Source organism: Azospirillum sp. A1-3, assembly GCF_023806445.1.
Classification (GTDB): Bacteria; Pseudomonadota; Alphaproteobacteria; order Azospirillales; family Azospirillaceae; genus Azospirillum.
Map to the genome: position 1 here is coordinate 659940 of NZ_JAMSLU010000003.1, position 24616 is coordinate 684555.

At 65.2% G+C, this 24616-nt stretch carries 25 protein-coding genes; 2 read left to right on the plus strand and 23 right to left on the minus strand.

What is annotated here, in order from left to right; all coding sequences use genetic code 11:
• Positions 1-115 precede the first annotated feature (115 nt).
• A complete protein-coding gene (locus tag M5E06_RS20840) occupies positions 116-1942 on the minus strand; it encodes a site-specific integrase (protein ID WP_252139818.1) in 1827 nt (608 codons plus the stop codon).
• Positions 1943-2321: 379 nt separating this feature from the next.
• Between M5E06_RS20840 and M5E06_RS20845 the strand changes: the two genes are divergently transcribed.
• Together M5E06_RS20845 and M5E06_RS20850 are read left to right on the plus strand one after the other, a co-directional pair.
• Complete coding sequence (locus M5E06_RS20845) at positions 2322-2702, plus strand: hypothetical protein (RefSeq protein WP_252139819.1); 381 nt, start codon at positions 2322-2324, stop codon at positions 2700-2702.
• A 276-nt stretch (positions 2703-2978) separates the two neighbouring features.
• Positions 2979-3158, plus strand: a complete 180-nt coding sequence (locus M5E06_RS20850) for a hypothetical protein (RefSeq protein WP_252139820.1) — start codon at positions 2979-2981, stop codon at positions 3156-3158.
• 37 nt (positions 3159-3195) lie between these two features.
• Here M5E06_RS20850 and M5E06_RS20855 read toward each other — a convergent pair whose 3' ends face one another.
• The 22 genes from M5E06_RS20855 to gpW form a co-directional block, all read right to left on the minus strand.
• A complete protein-coding gene (locus M5E06_RS20855; RefSeq protein WP_252139821.1) occupies positions 3196-3744 on the minus strand; it encodes a hypothetical protein in 549 nt (182 codons plus the stop codon).
• 216 nt (positions 3745-3960) lie between these two features.
• On the minus strand, positions 3961-4641 hold the full coding sequence (locus M5E06_RS20860) for a glycoside hydrolase family protein (RefSeq protein ID WP_353654352.1): 681 nt from the start codon (positions 4639-4641) through the stop codon (positions 3961-3963).
• 134 nt (positions 4642-4775) lie between these two features.
• Positions 4776-5318, minus strand: a complete 543-nt coding sequence (locus M5E06_RS20865) for a hypothetical protein (protein ID WP_252139822.1) — start codon at positions 5316-5318, stop codon at positions 4776-4778.
• 73 nt (positions 5319-5391) lie between these two features.
• The gene (locus M5E06_RS20870; protein WP_252139823.1) at positions 5392-6045 is read right to left on the minus strand and encodes a DUF4376 domain-containing protein; all 654 of its coding nucleotides are present in this window, start codon (positions 6043-6045) and stop codon (positions 5392-5394) included.
• Positions 6046-6057: 12 nt separating this feature from the next.
• Positions 6058-7986 (minus strand): DUF7483 domain-containing protein, encoded by a 1929-nt coding sequence (locus tag M5E06_RS20875; protein WP_252139824.1) that lies wholly within the window; start codon positions 7984-7986, stop codon positions 6058-6060.
• Positions 7983-9512, minus strand: a complete 1530-nt coding sequence (locus M5E06_RS20880) for a hypothetical protein (protein WP_252139825.1) — start codon at positions 9510-9512, stop codon at positions 7983-7985. The genes M5E06_RS20875 and M5E06_RS20880 overlap by 4 nt, the downstream gene beginning before the upstream one ends.
• On the minus strand, positions 9509-10408 hold the full coding sequence (locus M5E06_RS20885) for a hypothetical protein (protein ID WP_252139826.1): 900 nt from the start codon (positions 10406-10408) through the stop codon (positions 9509-9511). The genes M5E06_RS20880 and M5E06_RS20885 overlap by 4 nt, the downstream gene beginning before the upstream one ends.
• A gap of 1 nt (position 10409) precedes the next feature.
• On the minus strand, positions 10410-11999 hold the full coding sequence (locus M5E06_RS20890; protein ID WP_252139827.1) for a hypothetical protein: 1590 nt from the start codon (positions 11997-11999) through the stop codon (positions 10410-10412).
• On the minus strand, positions 11996-16489 hold the full coding sequence (locus M5E06_RS20895; RefSeq protein ID WP_252139828.1) for a coiled-coil domain-containing protein: 4494 nt from the start codon (positions 16487-16489) through the stop codon (positions 11996-11998). Before M5E06_RS20895 ends, M5E06_RS20890 begins: the two co-directional genes overlap by 4 nt.
• A 4-nt stretch (positions 16490-16493) precedes the next feature.
• Positions 16494-16679 (minus strand): hypothetical protein, encoded by a 186-nt coding sequence (locus tag M5E06_RS20900; protein WP_149228828.1) that lies wholly within the window; start codon positions 16677-16679, stop codon positions 16494-16496.
• Between the two features lie 17 nt (positions 16680-16696).
• Entirely contained in the window at positions 16697-17470 is a 774-nt protein-coding gene (locus tag M5E06_RS20905; protein ID WP_252139829.1) for a hypothetical protein, read from the minus strand.
• A 130-nt stretch (positions 17471-17600) separates the two neighbouring features.
• Positions 17601-18755 (minus strand): phage tail tube protein, encoded by a 1155-nt coding sequence (locus tag M5E06_RS20910; protein WP_252139830.1) that lies wholly within the window; start codon positions 18753-18755, stop codon positions 17601-17603.
• Between the two features lie 12 nt (positions 18756-18767).
• On the minus strand, positions 18768-18980 hold the full coding sequence (locus M5E06_RS20915) for a hypothetical protein (RefSeq protein ID WP_252139831.1): 213 nt from the start codon (positions 18978-18980) through the stop codon (positions 18768-18770).
• Positions 18981-19005: 25 nt separating this feature from the next.
• On the minus strand, positions 19006-19467 hold the full coding sequence (locus M5E06_RS20920; protein WP_252139832.1) for a hypothetical protein: 462 nt from the start codon (positions 19465-19467) through the stop codon (positions 19006-19008).
• On the minus strand, positions 19467-19769 hold the full coding sequence (locus tag M5E06_RS20925; RefSeq protein WP_252139833.1) for a head-tail joining protein: 303 nt from the start codon (positions 19767-19769) through the stop codon (positions 19467-19469). The genes M5E06_RS20920 and M5E06_RS20925 overlap by 1 nt, the downstream gene beginning before the upstream one ends.
• A 47-nt stretch (positions 19770-19816) precedes the next feature.
• Positions 19817-19984, minus strand: coding sequence for a hypothetical protein (locus M5E06_RS20930; protein ID WP_252139834.1), 168 nt, complete (start codon positions 19982-19984; stop codon positions 19817-19819).
• Between the two features lie 11 nt (positions 19985-19995).
• A complete protein-coding gene (locus M5E06_RS20935) occupies positions 19996-21018 on the minus strand; it encodes a major capsid protein (protein WP_252139835.1) in 1023 nt (340 codons plus the stop codon).
• 59 nt (positions 21019-21077) lie between these two features.
• The gene (locus tag M5E06_RS20940; protein WP_252139836.1) at positions 21078-21440 is read right to left on the minus strand and encodes a head decoration protein; all 363 of its coding nucleotides are present in this window, start codon (positions 21438-21440) and stop codon (positions 21078-21080) included.
• 37 nt (positions 21441-21477) lie between these two features.
• Positions 21478-21981 carry a hypothetical protein gene (locus tag M5E06_RS20945; RefSeq protein WP_252139837.1) on the minus strand — a complete coding sequence of 168 codons (504 nt, stop codon included), beginning with the start codon at positions 21979-21981 and terminating at the stop codon, positions 21478-21480.
• A gap of 3 nt (positions 21982-21984) precedes the next feature.
• The gene (locus tag M5E06_RS20950; RefSeq protein WP_252139838.1) at positions 21985-22839 is read right to left on the minus strand and encodes a S49 family peptidase; all 855 of its coding nucleotides are present in this window, start codon (positions 22837-22839) and stop codon (positions 21985-21987) included.
• Positions 22836-24389 carry a phage portal protein gene (locus M5E06_RS20955; RefSeq protein ID WP_252139839.1) on the minus strand — a complete coding sequence of 518 codons (1554 nt, stop codon included), beginning with the start codon at positions 24387-24389 and terminating at the stop codon, positions 22836-22838. Before M5E06_RS20955 ends, M5E06_RS20950 begins: the two co-directional genes overlap by 4 nt.
• The gene (gene gpW, locus M5E06_RS20960) at positions 24389-24610 is read right to left on the minus strand and encodes a gpW family head-tail joining protein (RefSeq protein ID WP_252139840.1); all 222 of its coding nucleotides are present in this window, start codon (positions 24608-24610) and stop codon (positions 24389-24391) included. Before gpW ends, M5E06_RS20955 begins: the two co-directional genes overlap by 1 nt.
• Between the last annotated feature and the right edge of the window lie 6 nt (positions 24611-24616).

Below are 24616 nucleotides of genomic sequence, written 5' to 3' on the forward strand. Positions count from 1 at the left end.
TCATTTCGCCGCGCTCCGGGTGGAAATGCACGCGGGCATGTCGGGTTGCGGTTCTCCGCTCGCCATCCGACATGTTCGTGTGCTCGCCACCCCGGTCGGTGGTGACTCGGGGCGGTCAACCTGATGCGGCCACACCCCCACTTGAACGCCCGCGCGGGCGGGGCATCGGCTTTGCGCCGCGCGGGACACGCCGTCCCTCCGCTTTCACCGGCTTCGTCCGGCAGTCCACAGGCCCCGCCACAGCCCCCCGTTTTGGCGGGGGCACGAACGTGGGGAATTTGATCTGCGCGACATACTCGGCTGCGTCTTGTAGCGGCACGCCGAGTCCGTATTTGTCACCAACGGACGCCATGGCATGGCCGGTCAATCGTTGATGGACCTCATGTGGGATTTTTGCGATTCGGCATGCATCCTTGAATAGATGACGGAAGGAGTGAAACACCTTGAGGTCCGACGTAATGCCCAATCGATTCAACCACCGCCCGAATCGTTTCGAGTAGCTGGCCGTCCGACAACCGTAGCGGTCGGGTTTCAATAGCGGAAATAGTTTCCCACCTTTGGCCGAAGCAACATATTCGAGGAATCCCAACTCGATCAATTGAGGGTGAAGCGGAACAACGCGCGTTGACGTTCCGGTTTTCAGCCCCTTCAATTTGCCGTCATCGGCATAGTCCTCGTCGTCGAGCAAGGTGGTGACGTTGAAATACCAGATACCCTCGTCCTGCTTCACATCGGCAGCGTCAGCCTGCCCCATTTCCTCCAGTCGGCACCCGGTGAAGAGGGCCAGGATCGGCAACCAGAACCGATGGTCCTCAACAAGATGATCACCCGGCACGTGCTGGTGTCGGTCGGTCGCCGACTTCACACCAGTGAAGAGCGGGGCTTGGAAGATCAACTCCACGTCGTCCTTGGTGAACGGAAGCCGGTCTGGCAACGCGGCAACTTTTTTCTTCGATTTTGGCGGGACCATTCCAACGACGACGTTTTCCTTCACGACCCAGTTCCGGCGCCCCCAGCCAAAGACCGCGTGAAGGTTTCCGATGTGCTTCGCCACCGTTTTTTGGGTCAAACGCGCAATTTTATTGCCCTCATAGGCGGCAATAAGCTGCGGAAGAGTCAAACTGGAGTCCGCTCGTTTCTGCAACCGGCTTGGCTTCTGCGCCAACAAGGTCTTGAAGGCGTAGATATGCGCGCCGGTCACATCGCCCGCGTCCAGATCACCGCCGATGACCTCCGTGAACCACCGGATCAGGGTGAATAGTTCGTCCCGTTGCCGCCCACCGATTCCACGCTCGTCAGCATACGCCGCCGCCAACTTCGTGACGGTCATGCTCGGCCGAGCGGCATCCGGTTTCGGGCGGATCACGTCTTCGGGCAGATAATCGAAATCGGCGTTCGCCCACGCCGCCGCGTGGCCGAGAGATTCCACAAGAGACTTTCGAAATTTAGCAAGCCCCACCTTGAAGGCAGGGCTGTCGGGCGCGCCGGTGTAACCACCAGCCAGCAGGTGACCGGTGAAGAGGCGCGCAGCAAGATCACCTTCGGCAGGGTCCGCCGGTTCCGCCAGCAACGCGCGACGTAGATCAACAACGCGCGCGACACCATCAGGATTCCTATCAGCGGCCACGAAATCGCGGTGTTCGCGCAGGTTGATGGCGTCTCGCACCACCGTGAGGGCGCCTGGGATATCAAGCGTCTTGTCCACAGTAGCGGCCTTGGTGGTCGAACCCGGCAATTGCGCAAATGCCCGGTCGAACTCGGCCTGAACTTCGGCGGCGATGCGCAAGGATTCGCGCTTGGCCTCGGCCAGATCAGAAGTTTTCAGAGCCACCACGAAGTGGGTGCCCTTGCCGATGATGTGCTGGATACGCGCGGGTATCCCCCGCCGGAACGAATACGTGTTTCCACGACGAAAGAGGTAAGGCATCTTCCTGCCAGCCATTGATACACCCCTTTGATACAGCAGGGCGCTTTCGGCTGGCAATATTCTTGGAATTTCAACGCGATCAGGCACCTACCCCACACGATGTGGGAAGGTGGCGGAGGGGATGGGATTCGAACCCACGATAGGGCTTTAAACCCTATGACGGTTTAGCAAACCCAAACCGGACGCCGCCGCGTCCTTTCAAATAGCGCGGAAACGCTGGGTTTCCAAGGCTTCCAGCCGGCGCAGCGCGCGCAATGCGCGAGAACGGAAGCGGTTCGCGAAGGCACGAGAGTCGGCACAGTTCTCCGGGCGAAGCGTTCTCATGTTGTTCACAGCGCCTTGACAGCATTCCTTCCCCAGGCATTCTGTCTTACATGAACGCATGGAGAACAAGATGCGCGATGAACCCGACCCGCTGATCGAGAAAACCGCCATCCACATGTCCGAGGCCGGCGCCACCTGGCCGAAGATCACACCGTCGCTTCGAGAGGGCTGGCGCTACCTTGCCCAGCGCGCCGCCGAGGTGCTGCGGCCCGGCATAGGGTCGCGCGAGGGGGAGCCGGTACCGGACGAGCATCTGCTGATCAATGCGCAGGTCATCCTCGCCAAGCACAGCGGCAGCCTTACCAACCGCCGGGCCGACGCGACCATGCGCGAGATCATCGCCCGCGATTGGATCGCCCAGCTTCGGCGCAGCGGCTACCAGATCACCTTCGGGCCGGGGGCGTCCGGCCACAGCACGCCAAAGAGCGCAGAGGTTCGCGACGATGCCTGACCACAACGACGCCCCAGGCCCGGACCTGACGCACCACCTCTGCCAAGTCTGCGGGCTGTTCGGGAGCTTTGGATTCGGCTCCTCCACCACAGAGGTCCGCTGGTGGTGCGGCCGGCATCGGGAGCACGACAAGCGGTGGTGGGCCGGCATGCGGGGCGAAGGTGGGGTGGAGAAGGCCGGGCCTGGGACTGGGATGTTCTGACGGCGGCCCGCCGGTAACTCGGTTCCTTATAGAGACTGAGATCGCCTCATTCTCCGAACCAAGGGAGCCACACCATGAAAGAACAGAACTCCACCCCAGCCACCACCGTCGGCCATGACATCATGATCCGCCAGGAAGATCGGGAGATCGTAGCCCGCATCCTCGCGGCGGTCGCCGTTGATGACGACGAGGAGTGCACCACCCCACTGCGCGTGGGATGGGCGCACATGCAGAGCAGCAGAGGCTGGCGATAACTGCGCTGGGCCGTCCTTCGGGGCGGCCCTTCTGTCTTCACTTCCCGCGCAGCAGCTTGTCCTTCGCCGCGCTGCCGGCGCTTGAGCCAAGCCAGTAGCTGGTGACCTGACCGAACCCCAGCACGAGGGCGCCGAAGAGCATGTTCAGCAGGTTAAAGGTCCGCTCCGGCATGCCCGCCTGCGGAATGACGAACAGCAGGACCATGACGGCGAAAAAGCCGATCAGCACCACGACGGACACCACCGGGGCGCCCCAGGCGATGCGGCTGCCGACCTTCGCGAGGTCGACCGTCTGCGACCGCGCCGAAGCGCGATCGTCATTGTCGAGGCTCAGGGCGCGCAAGACCTGCTCGCCGACCGCCTGCCGGAATGCGGCCAGCTTCTCCGGATCAGCCTGGAGCGCATCAGCGGCCTGCCGGGCGGACGCCTCGTCCGTCACCGGGATCCCGATGATCTGCGAGGCGACCGACACCGCGGCGTTGGCAACGGTGGCGGCAACCTGCCCGGCCGGCTTGTCGCTGCCGCCGAAGAGGCTAGCCACCGCATCGCCCAGCAAGGGGAGAAGGATGGGGAGTAGTCCGAGCATGGCGCCCTCCTTTCGGGCATGAAAAAGCCCGCGGCCGGGATGACGCGGGCGTAAATGTATCGGTTCAGCGTTCTCGTAAGGTTCACAAAAAATACTGCGGTATGCCTCAGTTATCAGGGTCGTTCTGTAACTGTGCCCTCAGTATTCTCGAGGCGTTCTCAAAGATAATTACTCCCTGATGTATTCGGTGTCTGAAAATTATAGATGCGCAATTGCTTAGACCTTCAGCCCCATTGCCTTGGCCGTCACCGGCCCGACGATGCCGTCGGCCTTCAGGAAGTGCCGCGCCTGCCACCTCACCACCGCCGCCTTGGTGAGCGGTCCATAGACTCCATCAGGCACCACGCCGACGATGCGCTGGATGCGCTTGATGCGGTCAGCATCGGTGCCGACTGGGGCAATGACCGCCTGCGGCTGCGGCGACGGGCTGCTGGTCAGCTCCCAGGTGCCGGAGATGAACAGCGCCTCCTCGGCCGCACGACGAGCAACGAGGCCCGGCAGGTCCACCGACACCCCGTTCACCTTCGCCTTGGTCCACCGGCCGAACTGCTCCCCTGCCCCGGCGGTGTCACCAAGGTTCAGGCATTTCAGCAGCGTGGACGAGGCGAACGCCCCGGCACCCAGGTTGAAGACGAAGGAGGACAGCGCCCCGCGCGGGTTCTCCGGCAGCGGGACGCGGACATACTTGTCGACGATGGCGGCAGCCTCGGCCAGGTCGTCGGCCAGCAGCTGCTCGGCCTGCGCCTCGGTGATGGTCATGCCGAGGTGGACGTCGGGACCGGTGTGGCCATACCCCACCGTCGGCACACCGGCTGGGCATAGATAGGCGGTCAAAAACAGACCTTCGAAGTGCTTCACGAGTTCGACGGCCGTAGAACAAACGGACTTCGTAGGCATGCTTGATTGCTCCCTATGCACGAATGGCCAAGGTTCAGTTTTCCAAGGATCATGACGGTCAAAGGAAACCGGTTCGACCTGGGGCGGCTTCAGTGGGTGGACGCCGCCCCACCCTTTTCCGGCCCCTTGTCCCCTCAAATCAGCAGCACGACAGCGAGCGCGAGGCCGACGCCGGCACCAGTCAGGAACTCGCCCCATTCGGTCGGTCGGGTGAGACGCCAGGGCAGCGCGGGGAGCTTGCCTCCCAGCAGATAGGCCGGCGGCATGACGAGGCCGGCCAGCGGCAGCCAGAGCGCCAGGGGATGGGATGGGATCAGCGGCAGGGCGATCAGAGCCATGCGGGCGATGCCGACAGCTGCCAGATAGCCAAGCTTTTCGGACAGGGGAAGGCAGGCGGTCCAGCTTGCCGGATAGTCGGCGGGCGCTTCGGTGAGGTTCTGCCCGGCGCCGTGCGGCAGGAGTAGGCCGAGATAGGCCATGGCACCGGCCAGTATCGCCGTCCATGCGCCTTCCCAGTTCGGCGCGCTTGGGACGACATGAACAACGATACCGACCGGCAGCGCCCAAAAGAGCACGCGCGCTCCAGTGGTGCCAAGCCAGAGGTGCCCCTGACCGCGCTCGCGAAAGGCGCAGGCCAGCAGCAGGGCGGACAGCGCCGCCCAAAGGAAGGGAGACATCGAACCTCCGGACATGAAAAAGGCGCCTCGCGGGCGCCGGTTCGGACTCAGGGGTTGGAGTGTTGTCGCAGTGTCAGCTGGGCCAGCCGGCCATGATGTCGATGCCTTCCGGATTGTCTGACACCAGGGCAGCGTCTTTCAGGTCGCGGGCATACTGCACCGTCGCGCTGTACGCCCCAGCCACCGTCGCTGCCAGGGCGACACCATCCTGCGGCGTCGGCAGCGGCAGGCGCGTGTTGTCGGCCGCAATCCACCCCTGCGCATAGCTGTCAGGCCAGTCCAAAGCACCCGCCAGCACCAGGGACGCTGTAGTGGCCATGCCGCCCAGATCGGTGCGGGTCAGAGCGTCGGTCGCGAAGACCTTGCCGCTGTACGTCACGCCAAGGGCCAAGCGCCGGTCCCGTTCAGCGTTGATGGCGTCCACTTTGGCCGCACGGCGGCGGACAAGATCAGCGGCCACGGCATCTTCAAGAGCATCGCCTTTGGGGCCGACCACGGCCCATCCCGTCTGGTACCAGCCCTTGTCGGTCAGCACCGGATCGGCAGGGACGACAGTCTCCCACGTCTGGCATTCAGGGGGCGGGGCATAATGCACAACGTCCAAGCCTAGATGATCGAGCATGTCGGCGTCGGGGCCAGAGGCGGGGAACGCCAGCAGCGGGTGAAGATTGGCCAATTGTCCGAGGGTGATGACTTGGGCGGTATCGCGGATGCGGTAGGTGAGCATGGTATTTCTCCGTTAGGCGATGGCGTAGTAGATGTAAGTGCCAGCCGAAAGCGTCGGATTTACAGCAATGCCGTTGAGGATTGGGTCAACGTGATCGGTTGTCGTCACCTCGGCAGCAGTGCTGTTCAGCAACAAGACCGGGTCATTTGCCGCGACGATGCCACGAGCACTGTCCCACATGTACCAATCACCGGCGGCGTCCGTGCGCTTGCACATAAAGAAGCGCGGGGTGAAGCCGAGGTCGATATTGAGCGTGCTTGCACCTAGCGTGAATGCTCCAGCTTTGGAAATGCCCGGGGCCTCACCGAAGAGTGCTGCCATATACGAGTTCCCGGTAGCATTCACAGCGCCTGACCCGCCAACTGAGAAGGTCGCGGCAGTCGGCGCAGCGATGCTCCAGAGATTATTCTGATCAGTTCCAGTGTAGTTCGCATCAGTAGCTGCACTCGCCTGATTAATCCAGAGGGCTTTGGCTGCTCCAATGTCTCTGTGGTATACGGGCGTCCACCAGCTTGCAGAACTACGGTTCTTTATCCACATCATTATTGGTGGAGAGCCAAGACTGTGAAGAACTTGTCGTCCAGCAACAGAGTTTCCGTCGTAGCAAACCTGATCGAAGAAGACAGGGGCGCGCTTTAACGCAAAAGCAATGTCGGCTGCGCCTCCGTTGACGAAATAAGCTTCAGTTGGGAAGCGAAAACCATCCGCATAATCGAGCTGCATCCCATTAGCGTTGGCTGTCTCGGCCGCAATGGTAGTCGTAGAAAAGTAACGGCCACCGGTTATGCGAGAAAACACAGACCAGTCATTCGCGAGTGTCCGTTGCTTAAACATTGCCATATCAACCGTGTGGGGCGTGGTACGCTTAGTAAGTTGCCCGGTTCCATTGAACGGGGTGAACACCTTAGAAGCCCCGAGAAGGGACGCAGGCTTGTTCGGGCGACGGATCGCCATATAGATGTAGGTCTGCCCACTAGCGTTTAGCGACGCATTAGCGCTTGAACTGGTGTAGTTGAGCGCAAAGTTAGTTGCGGTGATTTCTACAAAACTCTCATTGGAGTAATAATTCTCGTTGAAACTCTGGTTGGCATACAAATAGTTCGTGTTTGTACCGTACGTGCCCATTCCGCGCATACTGTCCAGCATCATCCAGTTAGTATAGGTGTCTGTGGCGCTGGCGCACTTAACCATAAGAAACTGGGGTTCCCAGCCAAGCGTTACCGTAGGCCCACCCCGACCATTAACGCCGTTTCCGACATAACTACCGCACTGGATCAAACCCTCTGGAGACGGATCGTGCGCCCAGGCATAAATAATATATCTACCCGATGAGAATGCGCCCGGCACAGTAACGCTTGTTGCAGAAATAGCCGCAGATGTGGCTTGTGCAGCTACAACGCTGTTAATAACAAGCTTTTTCCCGGCGCTCAGGGAGCGATGTAGCGCGGTCCATTCTTCATTAGTATCGATGTTCTTGAGCAGCACAAACCCAACTGTGCCAAGTTCGGATAGGTCGACTGTCTGGTTTACGCCTACGGTATGCGTTACCAGCTTCTGCGTGAAGAACTTCGGAGCTTGGCGAAATGTCCAAGACGTGAACGTCACACCGTTCTGATTGGCAGAGTAGTTTTGATAATCTGGCGGATCTATCGTAAACCCGTTGCTATTGAAACTCGACAACAGGGGGACGACTTGGGGGTCTGTACCGTTAGTTCTTAGATAACCAGCACGGCCGCGTAGAGTATCATGCAGAGTATGGGAATACTCTTGACTTCGCCCTTTGATCCATACCATCCCGCCCTTGCCGGCAAGATCAATGCCGTTGACAATCGGCAGAGCAGAGCCAGTGCCGACGTAAGGGTATGCCGAGAACACGTCATCGACGTACGGCCTCTGATCTGCACCGACAGCAAATTCTTCTTCAAGCAGAGCCGGGATCATGCCTTTACATCCTTCTTAACGCTGACAACGATGCGGCTGTTGTCGCTGTTCGTGCGGTACAGGAGTTCATCCGTTCCGCTTGCTGTGAGCGCACCAATTCCTGCAGTGACTCCGCCTTCGGCCACGGTGTTCGCCGGGTGGGCATAGGTGAACGCTCCGCCGTTCGTTAGGCGCAGCAACGCAACGCTGGTGCCGTTGTTCGGTGAATTGATGATGCTGACACTGGTGATATTGGCAGTCGCCGTATAGACGAACTCCGCATAGCTGCGACCGCCCATGTTGAGCGTTAGAGCACCGGAGGCAAACGCAGTCGTCCCTAGGCCGACCGACAGACCGGTTACGTAATTGTACTCCATGCAGCGCCAGTTACCTGCCCCTAGGCTTTCAAACTCAGCAGTGTCACCATTGGCTGTAAGGATATTGACTGCGCCGGGTAAGATTAGGCTCGTAGCATTGTGCGTAAGCGTAAGCACTCCAGAGAACGTCACATGGCGCCTAGAACCCGCCTGAGCAGTTCCAAGAGCAGTAATATTCGTGGTGCCAGTGATACGCACGGCATTTCCAGCGGCCGCCCCGAGGTCAGTCGTCGCCGCAGACGCCAGGGTGACGGCGGTTTCGTTGATCGCGCCGGTCGCGTTGCCGCCGGTGATGCCGCCAGCCGCCCCCGTGTTGCCTTGAATGCCCTGCGGCCCTTGCACACCACTCTGGCTGACATTCCAGCTTGCCAACGTGCCAGAGCCACCAATCACAGTGCTGTTAAAGGTGACGCTGGTGCCGCTGATTGCCGTGATGTTGCCGAACATGTAGTTCGCGGCGTTGGCGGTCGACGCCACAAGGATGTTGGCCCCGACACCAAGCCCAAGCGCGGCAGCGGTGACCAGCGTCTTCGCGCCGGTGCCGATCGCCAAGCTGGTGGTGGAGGCCGACACGATGACCGGGGTCGGGCCGGTGGCCCCTGTGTTGCCGGTGTCGCCCTTGTCGCCAGTGCGGGAAAAGCCGATGGCGACGCGATCCCCAGCGGCGAAGCCCCCAGGACCGGACACATAGGACACCGCTACTTTGCGATATCCGGTTGCGACAGTGACAGCGGTCACATTGACGTCAACATAGGCAGCGCTGTCCCCGACCTTGACCAGTCGCAACCGGCCCTTGACCGTGGACGTGCTGGCCACCCAGCCGGCGATCACATTGGTTGCGTCGACGCCGTCTGCATCCACGGTGTCGATATAGAGGGTATAGGTGCCAGCGGTCAGCGCGGCCGTGGACGCCCTCACCTCGCCAGCCCCCGGATCGGCGTCGGCTGTGCCCGCATCCCAGACCATGGCAATGGTCGACTGGGCAGCCGCGATCTGCCCGACCAATGTCCCTGCACTGACGGCGGCGGATGCCACATCGCGCAGAGACTGGACATAATTGGCTTCCATACCGCCAATGCCAAGGAAGCTGTAACGGTTGGACGCTGCGTTGTAATCACCGTTCGCATTGTACTGAACAAGCCGCGACAGCGCGTCATCAAGAGCCGTCATTCCCGCCATTCCTCCAATTCGATACTGCCGCTGGTGTAGAAGGGAGCCATGTACTTCTGGCTGTGATCGTCCACGCGGCGGAACAGGCCGCCGTATTGCCAGCAGGCAGCCGGGTCATTGATGTTCGGCAGCCAGATGCAGGGCTTCGACTTGCCCATCCGCACCGCCATCTTGAAAAGCTCATCGCGCAAGGTTCTGTCGGTGACCTGCCGGTCGATCAGCGCCGCCCGCCGGCCGATCCCCGGCTCCACCCACACACCGCCGCCATCGGTCTCGGTGCGCTGGTCATAGCTGCGGTAATCCTCGCCGGAACTGCCGACATGGCGGTCAAAGGCGATGCCGTCTCCGGCCCAAGCCAGACCGATGCGATAGCCGGTGTCGGGAGTGCCGTCTGGTTGGAAGGCTGCACCCCACAGGCTCAGCCGCAACCGCCGCACCCGCGCCAGCGGCACCGGGATGTGCAGATTTGCCGGCAGCAGCCGGAAGTCGCGCGGATCGAGATCGCCACGGAACATGTTCGCCGCGCCGAAGCGCATGGTGGCGGGGTCGGTCAGCGGCGGCACGACAGCCGCTTCCACACTGCGATCCGGAGGCACAGAGGGGTCGGTGCCGATCCAGGTTTCCACCCGACCGCGGGCGGCCTGCACAAGGTTGGTGTCGATTAGCCCGACATAGGTCAGGTCGATGGCATTGGGCCAAGCAAACAGCAGCTGGACAGGGTTGGCCTCCGTCCCAATCACGGTGGACACCGCCGCGTCGATCAGCGGCGTGGTCTTCATCGCGTCGAGAGGGGCAGCCGGCAGCCACGCCACGTTGCTGGTGATGGTGCAGGGGTTCATTGCCGCCGGATTGGCGACTTCGTTGCGGTCGGCCGCATAGCCGAGAGGGTCCGCCATGTCAGCGCTCCAGATAGAGGATGGCCCCGCCGCCGCGCTCGCGGTTGGTCCGGCCGTAGATCACCGCCGTTGCCCCAGCCTCAAAGCCGGCGATGTCGTCGGTGACGGTCACCGCGTCGCCGATCCAAAACCCGGGGGCACCGTCACGCACCCGCAACTCATACTGGCGTGGCGGATCGGCCTTCTCCGCCAGCCACAGCGGCGCTTCCGCGGCGGCATCGGCGGTGACGGTCAGGGCGGTTTCGACATAGGCGGGCTTGGCCGCCACGCCCCAAGCGGCTGCCACCGTGGCATTCACAGCCGACTGCGCCTCCCGCCATTGTTTTGTCCACAGCGCCGTGTCGTCGGCCGTCGCCGCGGTGGCGGTTTGGACCGCTGGGCTGGTGTTCTCGGAATGCCGAACGATCACCTGCTTGGCCGGCACGTCGCTGTTGCCGGCGATGGGCCGCAGCCCGTCCGCCTCGCCGGCTGCCTTGCGGTAGGAGCGCAGCGGCGTGGCAGCGGTGGCGCGCGGCAGACGGGTGACGATCAGGCTATCGGTCAGGTCGATGTACCAGCGCCCGCGCGCCACAGAGCCAACCAGCTTGTCATAGGCTGCCCGGTGGGTGGTGGTGTCGCCGGCTGGCAGGAACAGCCCAGCCGTGCGCGGCGTGGCGTCCATGCCGACGACACTGGCCGCACCGATGATGCCGCCGTGGGTGGTGGCGAGATGGGCAATGATCTGGCCGATATACCGATGCCACACACCGCCCGTCTTGGTGCCCTTCACCTCGACGCGGAAGTCTTCCGGCTTGCCGCCGCCGATGGTGATGATGCCGGTGGCGACATCGACCGAGAACTGCGCCGGGCTGGCAGAGGAGGACGGCGTGCCGGTCACCAGCTGGTAGGGCGCCGCTTTGTCCCAGCCTCGCACGATGCCTTCGATGGGCTTGCCGCCATTGACCGAATAGGTGTGCTTTCCACCCACCACGCCCAGATAGGTGGGCGCCACGATGGGGCACCAGCCGAAACACCGCTCCTTGGTCACCCCAGCCAAGGTGGCTGGACCTTCCAGCCCACCGGTGCCGGCATAAGCCGCTTCCGGCGGCAGGACCGGCGTGTCGAAGTCCGCCAGCCGGTCCCACAACGGCAGCCGCAGCTCGGTCTTGTCTGGCTGGAGCATGCCGGCCTTGGCGCGCCAGACGGTGACGGCGGTGCTGTAGGCCGCCGCCTCGTCCACCTCCTTCACCACGATGGTGCGGATGACATAGTCGGTCAGCAGGGCGTTCAGCGGACGCACACCCAATTCTGCCCGCAGCCAAGTTCCGGCGGTGACGTCGAAGACGTTGGCCCAGCGCGGCAGGGTGTCGGCTTGCCGGACGTTCATCAGCCGCAGATCGGCGGTGCGGAGGGCCGACCCACCACCCGCACCAGCCGCTTCCACCGCGACGCTCTCCCATTGCCCGACCAACGGCAGCCAGGTCACGCGGGCCGGCTTGTCGGTGCCGCGGGACTGATAGCCCCGCGACCCGGCACACAGATACCAACGGTGAAGGTGCCCGGACGCCTGATGGAAGGCGTCCAGCTCATAGAGCCGCATCATCATAGTCATTTCCCCATCGCGTTGGCGGTGCGGCGCGGCGCGTCGGCCATCTCGTCCCGAACCTCACGCATGACGGCCACCAGATCGGCACCGATGGCGCCCCGCTGCCCGCCGGCGTTGGCGTCGGCTCGCTCCACCGCCGCAATCAGGCGGTCGATCTTGGCCGACAGCCGGTCGAAGGCCGCTGCCGTCCCGTCCGAGCCGCCGCCACTCTGCGGTGCCCGGATCGGGACGACATTGCCGCCCCACCGGTCGTTCGCCACCGTCCACGACCGCGCCATGTCCAGGGCCGCCGCGTTCGGGATGATCGGCTCTCCGCCTTTCATCCGCATCAGCTCCGGCCCTTGCTCACCGACCCACGCCCATCCCGGAGGAGCGGCGGGAGTGCCGGTGGCAAAGCCGTTGATGCGCCACCCCTGCCCGGCCGCCGTGAGCACCTGACGGGCAATCGCCTTGGTCTCATCGGACTGGTTGACGATCCAGTTTTGCCAGCCGCCCCCGCCGAAGTCGCCGCTATACCCCGTCTTGAGGGCAAGCTGCATGTTGGCCGTCGTGGAGGACGCAGCGCCCCAGTTTCGCGGGCTGGAGATGATCTCCAGCATTTTCGCTTGGCTGGCGGTGTTGGCGTCCAGGCTCTTCAACGTGCTGTCGATGCTGGTCAGATAGCTTACCTGCTGCTGCGCCGACGACAGCTGACGCTGTGCCACCGTCTCCACCGATGACAGGCCCGCCTGCACGGCGTTGTAGGCGCTGGGGTTGGCCGTGGCGTTCACCACCCGATCCGCCTTCAGGAAGGCGTCACCGGCGGCCTGCAGCGCTTCCACCGCCGCCACGTCGCCGGCCTGCGCCTTCGCCAGCGTGTCGGTCCACTGCTTCTGAGCAACGGCAAGCTGCTGCCCAGGGTTCAGTGCCGAATACTCGCCCAGCGACAGCGACAGCCGGGCCGACTTGATCTTGTCGACCGCGCCAGACCACTGAGAAGCCACCGACTGCGCCGCCGACAGAGCCGACGACACCATAGATGCCCAGGACGAGCGGATGTCCGATGCCGCCTGCGCCGCCGCGGTGTTGTCGTTCGCCGCCTGCTGCATCACCTCCGACAGATTGGAGATGCTGCCGCCGAAGGTCGCAACCACGTCGGCCCGCTGGGTGTCGTCCAGCGTCTTCAGCAGGCCGGCAAGCTGGGCGTTGAACAAGGTCTGCGCCCGCGTCACCGGCTCGCCAACCGCCGCCAGCGATTTGCCGTTGGCGGTCAGCGCGTCCATGAAGCCGCTGATCTGGTTGACGTACCCCCGGCCAGAAGCCTCGTTGATCTGCTGGTCGAGGGACTTGTTCAGATTGGCGGCCATCCGCGCCCGCGTCTCAGCCTCAATCTGGTCCACATAGGTGACCATCGCGGGGTTGAGTTGGGCGTACGCTTCACGAGCCGCTTGGAACTGGCCTTTCAGCGCGGCCATGTCCGTCTGGACTTGGGTGAAGTCCGGCGGGTTGCGGAGTTGGTCGAGGTAGGCTTTCAGCTGTTCACTGGCGAGGCCAACATAGGCGTCGCCGATGCCCAGCTTTTGTGCCCGGCTCAGTTCCTCGAACATCGGAGCGAAGCTCTCGGTCGTGGCCTTCTTGGCCGCGTCCGTCACCCCGCCCAGCGTCTTGACCATCTCCTTCAGCGCCGTGTTGCCGGCGTCGATGGAGGCTCCTAGGCCGATGTCCTTGGCGGCCTCTTCCCAATCCTTCGCTTGAGTGTTTTGCAAAGCCTTCAGCGTGTTGGCCCCGCCGTCCTTCAACCCGCCCTGCTCCAGCAGCGTGTAGCGCAGCAGCCCGGCGATGTCGTCGCCGAACTCCTTGTACGGAACGCTGCCCGCCACATAGAGGCCGTTCTTGGCCGTGCTGCCGATGCCGAAGTCCTTGGTCAGCGACCCGCCGCCCATGGCCGCGATGGAGTAGATGCCGGACAGGGCCTTGCCCAACGCCTGACCGGCGGCAGGATCGCCATCGTTGTCGGTTTGGATGTTGCCGTAGGTCGCCGACTTGCCATTGCTGGCAATCGTCACGTCAGCGGACGCCGTCTTGCCGACGGTCGCCTTCTGCGTGCCGATCATGCCCATGATGGCGCCGGCAACGGCTCCGATGGCAAGCCCCACCGGGCCGCCAAGGGCGCCAAGCCCCATGTAGGACGCGAGCGCAGCAGTCCCCGCCCCGGCGACCGCGCCAGAGATGCCACCAACCGCCTTCGAGTTGGTCGCCGTACCGAGATAGCCGCCGACCAGACCGCCGCCGGCCGCACCCGCACCGGCAGCCCCGAGGTAGGCGGACAAGCCAGTGCCAGCGGCAACGCCGCCAGCCGCACCCGCTGACGATCCAGCGGTAACGGTTGGAGCCGCGGTGACCGCCACACCGTCGACCATCAGGCCAGGGTTCACCGCCTGAAGCATGGCCGTCTGTGACGCCAGCACCTCCGCAGAAGGAGCGAGCACCGCCTGCCCCGCCAGCAGGGAGGACTGTGACCCAATCCCGAGCGCGCTGTAGCCGAAGCTGTCGATCGCTCCCGTGATCCCGCTGGTCCACGACGACGGCATGAACTTGCTGCCCATCGACAGCAGGTTGCCCGCGCCGCCCATGCCGCCGTTCTGGTTGGCCGCAGAGCCGGGAGACTGGATGCCAAACAGGGACGGCATGGATCCCACCAACTGCATGGTGATCGGCAGGACGATGTTCTGGTTCAGCATCTCCACGGCAAGGCGCTTCGCCCAGTTCTTGAAGAAATCCAGAGCGTCACCGGCTTTGGCTTCGCCGGTGATCTGGTCCCACAGGTTCTCCGAGATGTCCTTGCCGATGTCAGTCGCGACGCGGGTCACATCCTGCTGGTACTTCTCCAGTGCGCGGGTAGCCTCCTCGTCCGCTTTGGCCTTGGCCTTGCGGGCTTCGGTGCTATCGTAAAGCGCGCCTGCCTCCTGCCGAACCTTGGCCAAATAGCTGTCCATCTCGGCGCCGGACAGCTTCCCACGGTTCTGAAGTTCGAACTCCATTGCCTTGTTGGCAATGAAGCGCTGCCGCTCCGACTGTGCAAGCGCGGTGGTCTCGCCCTTCAGGCGGTCGACATATTTGTCGGCATGCTCGATGGCCTTCTTATGCTGCTCAGCAAGGCGCTCGGCCTCGGCTTCGGCCTGCTCAGCGGCCCTCGTCGCATCTTCCTGCGCCTTCTTTTGCTCCTCCAGCTTGTCGATCTGCTCTTGCTTCGCGACCGCCTGATCAATCAGCGCCCTGGTGCCGGCATCAACCGCCTTGTAATCAGCCACGCGGGCGGTGGTCATCGCCTCCGTCTGGAGCTTTGACCGCAGTTTGGCTGCGTTCGACTGGTCGAAGGTGGAGACCTCTACGCCAAGATCCTTAATCTGGCCGCGCAGGCTCTCGCGCAGCTTCTCCACATCCTCTCCAAGGCTCTTGGTGGCTCCGCCAGCCTGCCCGGCGCTGAAGGTGACTGCGCGGGCGCCGTCGTTGTAGGAGCCCATGCTGCCGCGCAAGGTCTCAAGCTGAAGGTTGAGATCCTTGACCCGGCTCGCCTGGAGCAGATAAGCGGCAGCTATTCCACTTTGCCCGGAAGCATCGCCGACCATAGGGCCCGGTTGCATTAGGGACGCTTCCAGCGCCTTCAAATCTGCCTGCGCCTTGATCAGCCGCTTCTCGGCGGCATCCAGCGCTGAGCGCCCTTCCGCCTCCAGAGCCGCTTTGGATGCGATCGTGGCGGTCTTCAGTTCCTCCGACGCCTTCTTGGCGAACTCCATTGCCTTGGCGTAGTCGTTGAATGAGGTGGTCGTGTCGACCGCAGCCCCACCGGCCTTCTGCAGCGCACCGATTAGCACACCGCCGACGTTCACCACCGCGCCCAACGCCGCCCCGAGCGGACCGAGCGAGCCCATGAGCTGCCCCAACTGCATGCCGGCCGCAGTTGCGACATTGCCGCCGTTTGCCATTTGGTTGGCGAAGTCGCTGACCTGCCACCCCGCCTGCTGCATGACACCGTTCAGTCGCCGGGTGCTGGCGGCGGCGCTCTCCTGCGCCACGATGGCTGCCCTGGTGGCGTTGACGCCCCCCTGAAACGCCTGCGCGCTCTGGGCTATGGCGGCGTTCGTCCTGCCATAGGCCTGCGCCAGCAGACCCTGGATGCGGACAGCGTCCTCAGCCGAGCGGTGGCCGTGCTGAACCTGCACGTCCACGGCCTCCAAGGCGCCTTCCAGCGTCTTGTAGCTGCGACGCAGGCGCTCGACGGACTGTGCGTCCTGCTCGCGCTGTTGGTAGGCTTGCCGTTGCTCCTGCGTCAGCGCGGTGTAGCCGGCCGCCAGCTTGCCTGTGCTGGCGGTCAGCTGCTCCAGTTCCTGCCGGACATTGTCGACCTTCGTCTTGCCAAGCTGGTCGACCTGCTGGGTTATGCCCTCCAGGTCGCGCTTCGCCTGCTCGACATCAGCCTCCACGCTGAAGCGAGCGGTCACGTTCCGTCCGGCCATGGTGTCACCGTTCCTGCTGAAGGAGTTCCGCTTCGGCCGCGCTCATGATCTCGAAGGCGTCGAGCATGATGGCGGCCTGATCGCCGTAGCCGCCGGCTTCCGGCAGGTGGCCGGCGGCGGGGATGATGCCGGCGGCCATGCCGCCGATCCGCCCAGGGTGGGGGCGGTAGGCGCGCCAGTAGCGCACCATTTCAAGATCCCCGTCGGTCAGGCCGAGGCGGGGGTTTCGCTCGTGGCGCTCTCCGTAGAGGAGCCACGCGGAGCCGTCAGGTGCTTCTGCGCCGTCTGGGAATGCCTCGGGCTGGAGGCTGACCGCGACGGCGATGCGGAGTTTTTTTCCAGTGCCTTGGTCGGGCGCATCAGGTTCATCGCCTTGAAGCCGATCGCCTGCATCTCGCCCTCTTCCAGAGCGGCCAGCGTCTCGTCGGTGGTGAGGTTGCCGCGGCGCGTGAAGGGCGCGTCAACGTTCTCCCAGCCGAGCAGGAAATGCCGGCAGGCCACGATGGGCGCGACCGACAGATAGAACTCCTGGTCACCCTCCAGTGCGGCAAAGCGCCCGCCCAGCGCACGGGCGACGCGGGTGATACCGGGCCAACGGTCGCGGACCTCGGGGGAGGCATCGGCCGGCTTGCCGGCAGCCTCCACCTCGTCAACGATGGTCAGCAGCTCCGGCAGGTTCACCGGGGCGACAGCCTCCAGATCCTCGCGCAGGGCGGCGTAAAGGGTCGCGTCGCCGGCATAAGTGGCGCCAGTGGCCGTCAGGTCGCGGCGGAAGGCCGCGCGCTGCAGATGACTGGCAACGGCCAGCAGATAGACCGGCTGCGGCGCGGCATCAATTTCGCCCTGCACCTTGTCGATCTGACGGTCCAGCGCCTCGCGTTGTTCGTCGGTGGCGGCCTCAGCCAGGCGGTCACGCAGCCAAGACAGCAGTTCGACGCGCGGGGTGAAGCGGACCACGTCCTTGGCGGAAATGGGGAGCATGGGGGTGTTCCTCTGTCGGTGAGGGGTGGGGGTGCGGGCGGAGCCGACATCTCCGCCCGCGCGGGCGCACGAAAGCGCCCCGTCGGCCGAAGCCGACAGGTTTTCCCGGTGCCGGCCGGGGTCTCAGTGGTCAGTAGAGGCAGATGAAGGCGCCTGCGTCCTGCCCGGTGCAGGAGAACTGGTGGGTGTTGGTCAGCAGCCCGTTTTGGTCGCCCGGCTGCAGGTTGGTGTAGAAGGCCGCCGGGATGGTCAGGCCGATGCGATTGCCGACGCTGATCCCATAGAAGGCATGGATGACCTGCTGGGTTCCGGCCCGCAGCGCCGCCATGCTGTCCCGCGTCGCCACCAGCGTTTCTAGTGGATCACAGCTGCCCGTCATGTTGCGGCTGGTGATGATAGAGGGGTCGAAGCCTTCGGCCGCGTTCGGGTTGTCCGGGTTCGTCATCTGGTTGCCGAACTCGATCGACAGCGACGACATGGCAGAAACGACGCGATTGACCAGCGCCTTGCCGCCCTTCCAGACCGGCGGGCGGGTGGCGTCGTAGACCAGTCCAGCCGGTAGGCTGGCGTCGACCTTGCCGGCGAACATGCCGGTCATGGTGAAGCTGATCAGGCCGATGTTGCCGCTCTGAAGCTTCAGCGTCGCATTGGCACGGGCGCCCACCACCTTGTAGAGCAAGCCGTCCATGTAGAGGTACAGGGTCAGCGACGGGATGTTGGTCGACGCCGGCTTATAGAGCACGTTGACCGGTACCTGATAGTTGGTCGCGGCGCTAAGTGCCGTGCCGAACAGATCGGTCAGGGTTGCCACCTTGCCAGCGGTGTAGTCCGCCACGAAGGAGGTGGCCCCGCCCGCAGGGTTGCCGGTCAGCAGCAGCGGCATGCCACGATAGGCCTGCGCCGTGCCGCTCGCCCCAGCCGCCAGTGTCAGGCTGGTGGTGGTGCCGGAGGCGGCGGCTTCGGCGGCAGCCGGGACGGCGGCGGCGGTGATCACCTCCGCCCAGCCAGCCGCCTTCATCAGCTTGCCCCATTCCGGCGGGGTGCCGGGCACGCCCGACCCCTTCAGCAGGACGTCGCAGGTGATCTGCACCGTCATGCCGCCGGTGATCGGGCCTCGGCCATCGAGGCTGCCGGTCACCTCATTGGTCTGCACGGTGTTGGGGTTGAAGCTGATCTGAGGGTTCTCGACCAGCACGGCATCGGTGCCAGCCACCGGAGAGGCATCGACACCTTCGGTGGTCTCGATCTTCGCCAGCAGGGCGGCGTTACGGGTGCGCAAGGCCATGGCGGGGTCTCCTTACTCGGCCATGGGCGCGGTCGGCGCCTCACTGGCGGGCCGGCGGCCCTTGGTGGCGGGGACCGGAACCGCGGCAGTGGCGGCGGCGGCGGCGGCTTCGGCCGCCGCGCGCTCTTCCTCGGTGAGGTTGATGAGCTGATCGCCATCGCGAAGCTCGAAGCTGTGGGCGGGAGTCGGCGCCACCGCCGCCGCCCGATGGGCCGGGATGTTCATGGATGCTCTCCGAATGAAAGAAAGGTCAGGGCGCCAGGGCGTAGGGGTCGCCGGGCTTGGTCCAATACTCGACGGCATAGGCAGCGAAGACGTCGCCGCGGCCACCGATTCCCTCACCGTCGGCCGCTCCCTGGTCGGCGTCGGTCAGGTTGATGTCCACGGCGATGCCGCCGAGGGTGGGATCAGCCTCGACGGCGCGCTGGAGCGCCGCCCAGAGATCGACAAGCGCCCGATCGAGATCCTCGTCGGTGTCGGCGCTCACCAGAGCCGTGACGGTGATGCGCTCGATGTTGCGCACCACCGCCGCCGATTCCTGGGCTGACGAGACCGGAGCGGCGTGCATCATCAGGGCCGGCAACTCCTCATCGGGCACCGGTTGCCGGCGAGCGCGATGCAGGATGAGGGTGCCGGGCACATTCTCCGCCACCACCGTGCGGAGCATCGCTTCGAAGGCGGTGAGTGTTTGCTCGCGGATTGAGAGGGGCATCAGCGCAGATCCAAGCGCCAGAGCAGCCGGTCGGCGTCCGGCCGGCTGGCCTTCTGGACTGTGAAGCTCTGCCCGCCGATGGCCAGCCGGCCCTTCTCCTTCATCTCCGCCACCTCTGACACCCGCACCTCGGCGATGCGCGACGGGGTGGTGACGCCCGCTTCGTTACCGCGCCAGTCGACGTCCGGCTGGACGAAGATGGCCCGGCAGCTGACCGGGTCACCGCTGGGCGGGGTGTAGACCGCATCCACGCCCAGCCGGCGGAAGGTGCTGTCGTGCATGCGCTGGAACGGATCGGCCATGGTCGGGCTCTCCAGAACCAGGGCGGCCGAAAGGCCGCCCTGGAGCGTCAGTCCTTGGGGAGCGCAGCTGCCGACGCCTTCGGCTCCACCAGCACCTTCTCGGCGCTCTTGGACTCCAGCAGCGGCTTGGCCACGTCGCTGGGCACGTCGAGCTCGGTGCCGGGCGGGTGAAGCGTGCCCTGGAACTTGACGCTGTTGATCGTGCGGATCTTCATCGCGGGTCCCCTTACAGCACGGTGGCGGCGAAGGAGCCATTCGGGCGACGCGGGTAGACCAGCGGCGCCGACTGGCTCATGACGAAGCGGGCGCTCGGGTCTTCCTGCACCCAGCTCTTGGAGAAAATCTCCATCGCCTGCAGGCCGGCGGCTTCGTCGCGGATGGCGCCGAAGGCCTGCACGCCTTCCACGTTGGGACCGAAGCCCAGGACGGTGCCGCTCGGCAGCAGCGGCGTCACGGCGCCGGTGTCGGGATCGTCGTAATATTCGCTGTAGACCCAGATGTCGAAAGAGCCGATCGATCCCTTCCACTGGGCGCCCGCCACATAGGTGGAGGGGCCGAGTTCCACCGGCGTGCCGGCGGCGCGTCGGATCTCCAGCAGCTTTTCGACCTGGGCGTTCTTGCGGAACGCCTTCCAGGCGTCGGGGTCCATCACGATGGTGGTGATGACCGCGCCCTCGGTCTTGTGAACCAGCTCGGCCCACTCTTCCAGATCGTCGATCGGCGTGCTGCTGGCATCACTCCAGCGGTCGGTGCCGGTCAGGGCGATGGACAGCGCCGGGGCGCGACCGAAGCTGACCACCTGGGTGGGAAAGCCCTCGCCGGTCACCGTCACCTGACCGAGGCGCAGGGCCTCGGCGGCCATGATCTCCAGGCGGCGGGTGATCTGGCTGACATGGTCCTCAAGGATGGAGCGCACCGTCGCCATCTGACGCTGCATCGGGTTCAGGGTGCCGCCGATCTGCTCGCCAGCCTGGCGCTTGAAGGAGCGGTTGGGATCGACCACCGCCTTGGGCTTGATGTAGGCCGGCTTGTAGAGGCGGGTGTTGAAGCCGTCCTGCGACTGGACCTTGCCGGCCACCAGCGGCGAGACGAAGGGGGCGACCTTGCGGTTGCCGATCTCGATGTCGACAGCGATCTGCTCGGACGTCTCGGTCTGCACGGTGCCGAACACGGTGTTGAGCAGGAAGGACTTGGGACGCTTCAGGCTCTGCACCACGCCGTTGAGGACGGCGGTATCGTAGATGTTCATGGGGCTCGTTCCTATGAGCGTGGCGGCGGGGCGCCAGGAGGATCAGCGGATGGAAGCGGTCAGCGGATGAAGATGCTGACGTCGCGCAGGGCGTCGCGGACGGACGCCAGCGTGTGCCCGGTGCCCAGGGTCAGCGCGCTGCCCAGGAACTCACCGGTCTCGAAGATGCCGATGGACTGGTCGGCGCCGCTGGCATCGCAGGAGTCCACCAGGATGGCGGAGGGCACCTGGCTGCCGTCGCTCGAGGCCGACAGGCTCAGCGTGTACTTGCCCGACGCGGTGATCTTGCCGAGCACTGCGCCGCGGGGCAGGTTCTGCCCGGTGATCAGCGTCACGCTGCGGGTGGCGCGGGGGAAGTCGCCGGCAACCAGCTGGTCGGGGCTGTAGGAGTCGGTGGTCACACCGGGCTGGTAGATGGGCATGGGGTCGGTCTCCTGCTGTGCGGGAGAAGGCCGGGCATTACGCGCCGGCCTTCAGGATTTGGGCGACGAGCGCCTGGGCGTCGTCACCGGTGCCCACTTCGGCATCGGCGCCGACCTGCGGGTTGGGGACAGTGCCCATGACGATGGCGAAGGGATTGGCCGGAGCGGCGGCCGGGGCGGTCGCAGCCGGCGAGGCCTTCAGGATGCCGACGGCCTGCTCGGCGCTCAGATCGGTGGTGAAGGCCAGCTGGGCGGCGAGCTGAACGCGGCCTTCCGCCTCGGGGGCGGCGAAGATCGAGGCGCAGCGGGTGCGCTCGTCCTGCCGGGCCTGGGCCACCGGATCGGTCGAGGCGGCCGGGGCGGCAGCCGGAGCTTCGGGAGCAGCTGCGGCAGGAGCGGGAGCGGCACCCTGCGCCGCCGGGGCCGGAGCCTGGGCCGGGGGCTGCGTGCCGGCGGTCTGCGGCGGCTGCGTCGCTGCCGGAGCCGTCGGCACTGCCGCAGCCGGCCGGCCAAAGCCGAGATGGGCGAAATTGAACTTCATGGGTCACACGCTCCTTTGGGCGTTGAGGTGATCGATCAGCGCCTGGAGCGCCTTGTCCGGCGCCAGGACGATGTCGGCGAAGCCCTGGGCGACCGCCTCGGCCGTTCCGGCCGGGCCTTCCCAGGTGCGGGCCTCCGATGCCAGCACGGCGTCGAGGTCGAGGGTTGCGCCGGCAGCGGCGCGGTTGGCGGCGACGGAGCCGGCGAAGAGGCGGCGCAGGTCCTCGCACTCGGCGGTCCAGCGCTCCTGCACGTCATTGGGCAGCGGCTCATAGGCGTTGCCGTCCGCCTTGCTGGCGCCGGCCTTGATCACCGTCGCCTTGATGCCGGCTTCGGCCAGGGCGGCGCTGAGGTCCCAATGCACCATGATCACGCCGATGGAGCCGACGCCGCCGGTGCGCGGCACGCTGATGCTGTCGGCGGCGCTCGCCAGCCAATAGGCGGCCGAGTAGGCGAACTCAGCGAGGATCGACACCACCGGCTTACCGGCCGCCGCCTTGGCCTCGACGATCCAGTCGGCCAGGTCAGCGACACCGGAGACCAGCCCGCCGCCACTGTTCACCACCAGGGCGATGGCACGGACCTGCGGATCGTCGAAGGCCATGGCGAGCTGCAGGCGCAGGCAGTTGCAGCCGGTCACATAGCTGGAGCCGATGTACCAGAAGGACGGCACGATCATGCCGTTGACGCCGATCAGCGCCACGCCGTCCACCACGTCATAGGGCCGGCCGGCGCTGCCGACGTCGTCGATGAAGATGGCGCCCTTCGGCGGTGGGGCGTCATGCCCGACCACCGAGGCGCAGCGCTGCACCCACGACGGCGCCAGCAGTGCGGGCCCGGGTTCGGGCAGCAGGATCATGGCTCTTCCCCCGTCTGCTGGTCATTGGCTGAAGCATTGGCGGGAACGGCGGGGCCAGCCTGTTCCCAGGGAAGCGGCAGGCCATGCTGACGCAGGAACTTCGCCTCGCTGGCGCGCTGCTCGGCCACTTCGCGCCAATCCTTGCCCTGCTCAGCGCACTCGTCCTCAAGGGTGGAGACGCCGATCTTCATGCGCAGCTCAGCCGCCTGGGCCTCCTTCACCGGATCGACCCAGCCCTTGCCGGCGCCGATCCAGCGGCAGCGGCTGTAGGCGTAGCGGTTCTGGTAGAAGTCCGGCGCCTCGACCTCGCCGAGGTTCACCGCCTCCTCCAGCCAGAGCTCGTAGACCGGAGAGGCCCAGTAGGTGGCCAGCCACTGCCGGCGACCGTTGAAGAACCGCCACGCTTCCAGCAGCGCCGCCCGGGCGCTGGAGTAGTTGGTCTGGCTGAAATCCTTCAGCAGCAGCTCGTAGGGGATGTTCAGGCCAGCGGCGATGTGGCGCAGGACCGACTTGGTGAAGGCATCGAACGCGGTCGCCGGTCGGGCCGGCGCGAAGGGCTGCACCTCGTCGCCGGGGAACAGCGGCAGGACGGCGCCGCCTTGAAGGCGGACAGAGTGTCCGGCACGGGCATCGAGGTATTTGTCCGGTGAACCGAACAGCCCGGCGATGGCCTCGGCCGGCATGCTGCTCTTCACAAAGGCGGCGATCATCGCGTTGACGATCGCCGCCTTCAACTCGGCACCGCTGTAGGTGTCCAGCATCTTGAACTGCGGCAGCACCGCGCTCAGCAGCGGCTTGCCGCGGTTCTGTCCCGTTCGCTCGCGGTCGTGGATGTGGATGGCCTGGCGCCGGCCCCAATAGGTGAAGGCCGGAACCCGCGTCCACTGGTAGAGGTCCGGCGTCCAGCTCAGCAGGTCGCCCGGGTGGCTGTTGCGAACATGGTAGGCCAGCGGCGCCCCGTAGCGATCGAGCTCGATGCCGCCGCGCAGGGTGGCGGTGTCCTGCTGGCCCAGAGGATTGGAGAGACGGTCGGCCTCCACCACCTGCAAGCAGGTCGCATAGGTCCGGTCCCGGCTTGGCAGCCAGAGCGGCAGCGCCAGCCCCTCGCCGTTCAGCAGACCGCCGCGGAACACCTGCATGGTCAGGCCGGCGAAATTGAGCGTGCGGGCGGCGTCGCAGTTGGTGGTCTCCGCCCAGGCGCGCCACTTCGCCTCCACCACCTCGCTCCACGCGTCGGCCCAAGCCTTGTCCCGGCCGAGCGCCCGGTAATCGGGTGTGGCCGACAGGCGGAGACCAGTGCCGACGACGTTGTCGAGGATGGACTGGATGCCGCCGGCGGCGATGCCGTTGTTGCGCGCCAGGTCACGCGAACGCGCCACCAGGGTGCCGAGCTCGGGCAGCAGTTCGGCGTCGGCGGACGTCGGCAGCACCTGCCAGGACGCCAGCTCGCGCGCCGTCATGGAGGCGCCGGCATAGGAGGTGTCGGCCGCAGCCCGGCGGGGCGGCGGCACCTCGTTGCCGTAGCGGTCGGTGATCATGAAGCCGGTCATCAGAAGCTCATCAGGATCGGGCCGCGACGGGCGCCGGAGAGGCGGTCGATCTCGCTGCGCAGCGAGGCGATGTAGCGCTCCAGCTTCCCGGCATCGGCCGGGCCGTACTCGACGGCCTTGCTGCCGGTGGCGACGCGCACCTCCATCTCCCCCATGTGCAGGCGATGCAGGGCATCCTCGGCCTCGGCGAGCCGAGTCCGGAGCGTGGCGAGGTCGGCCATGGGGTG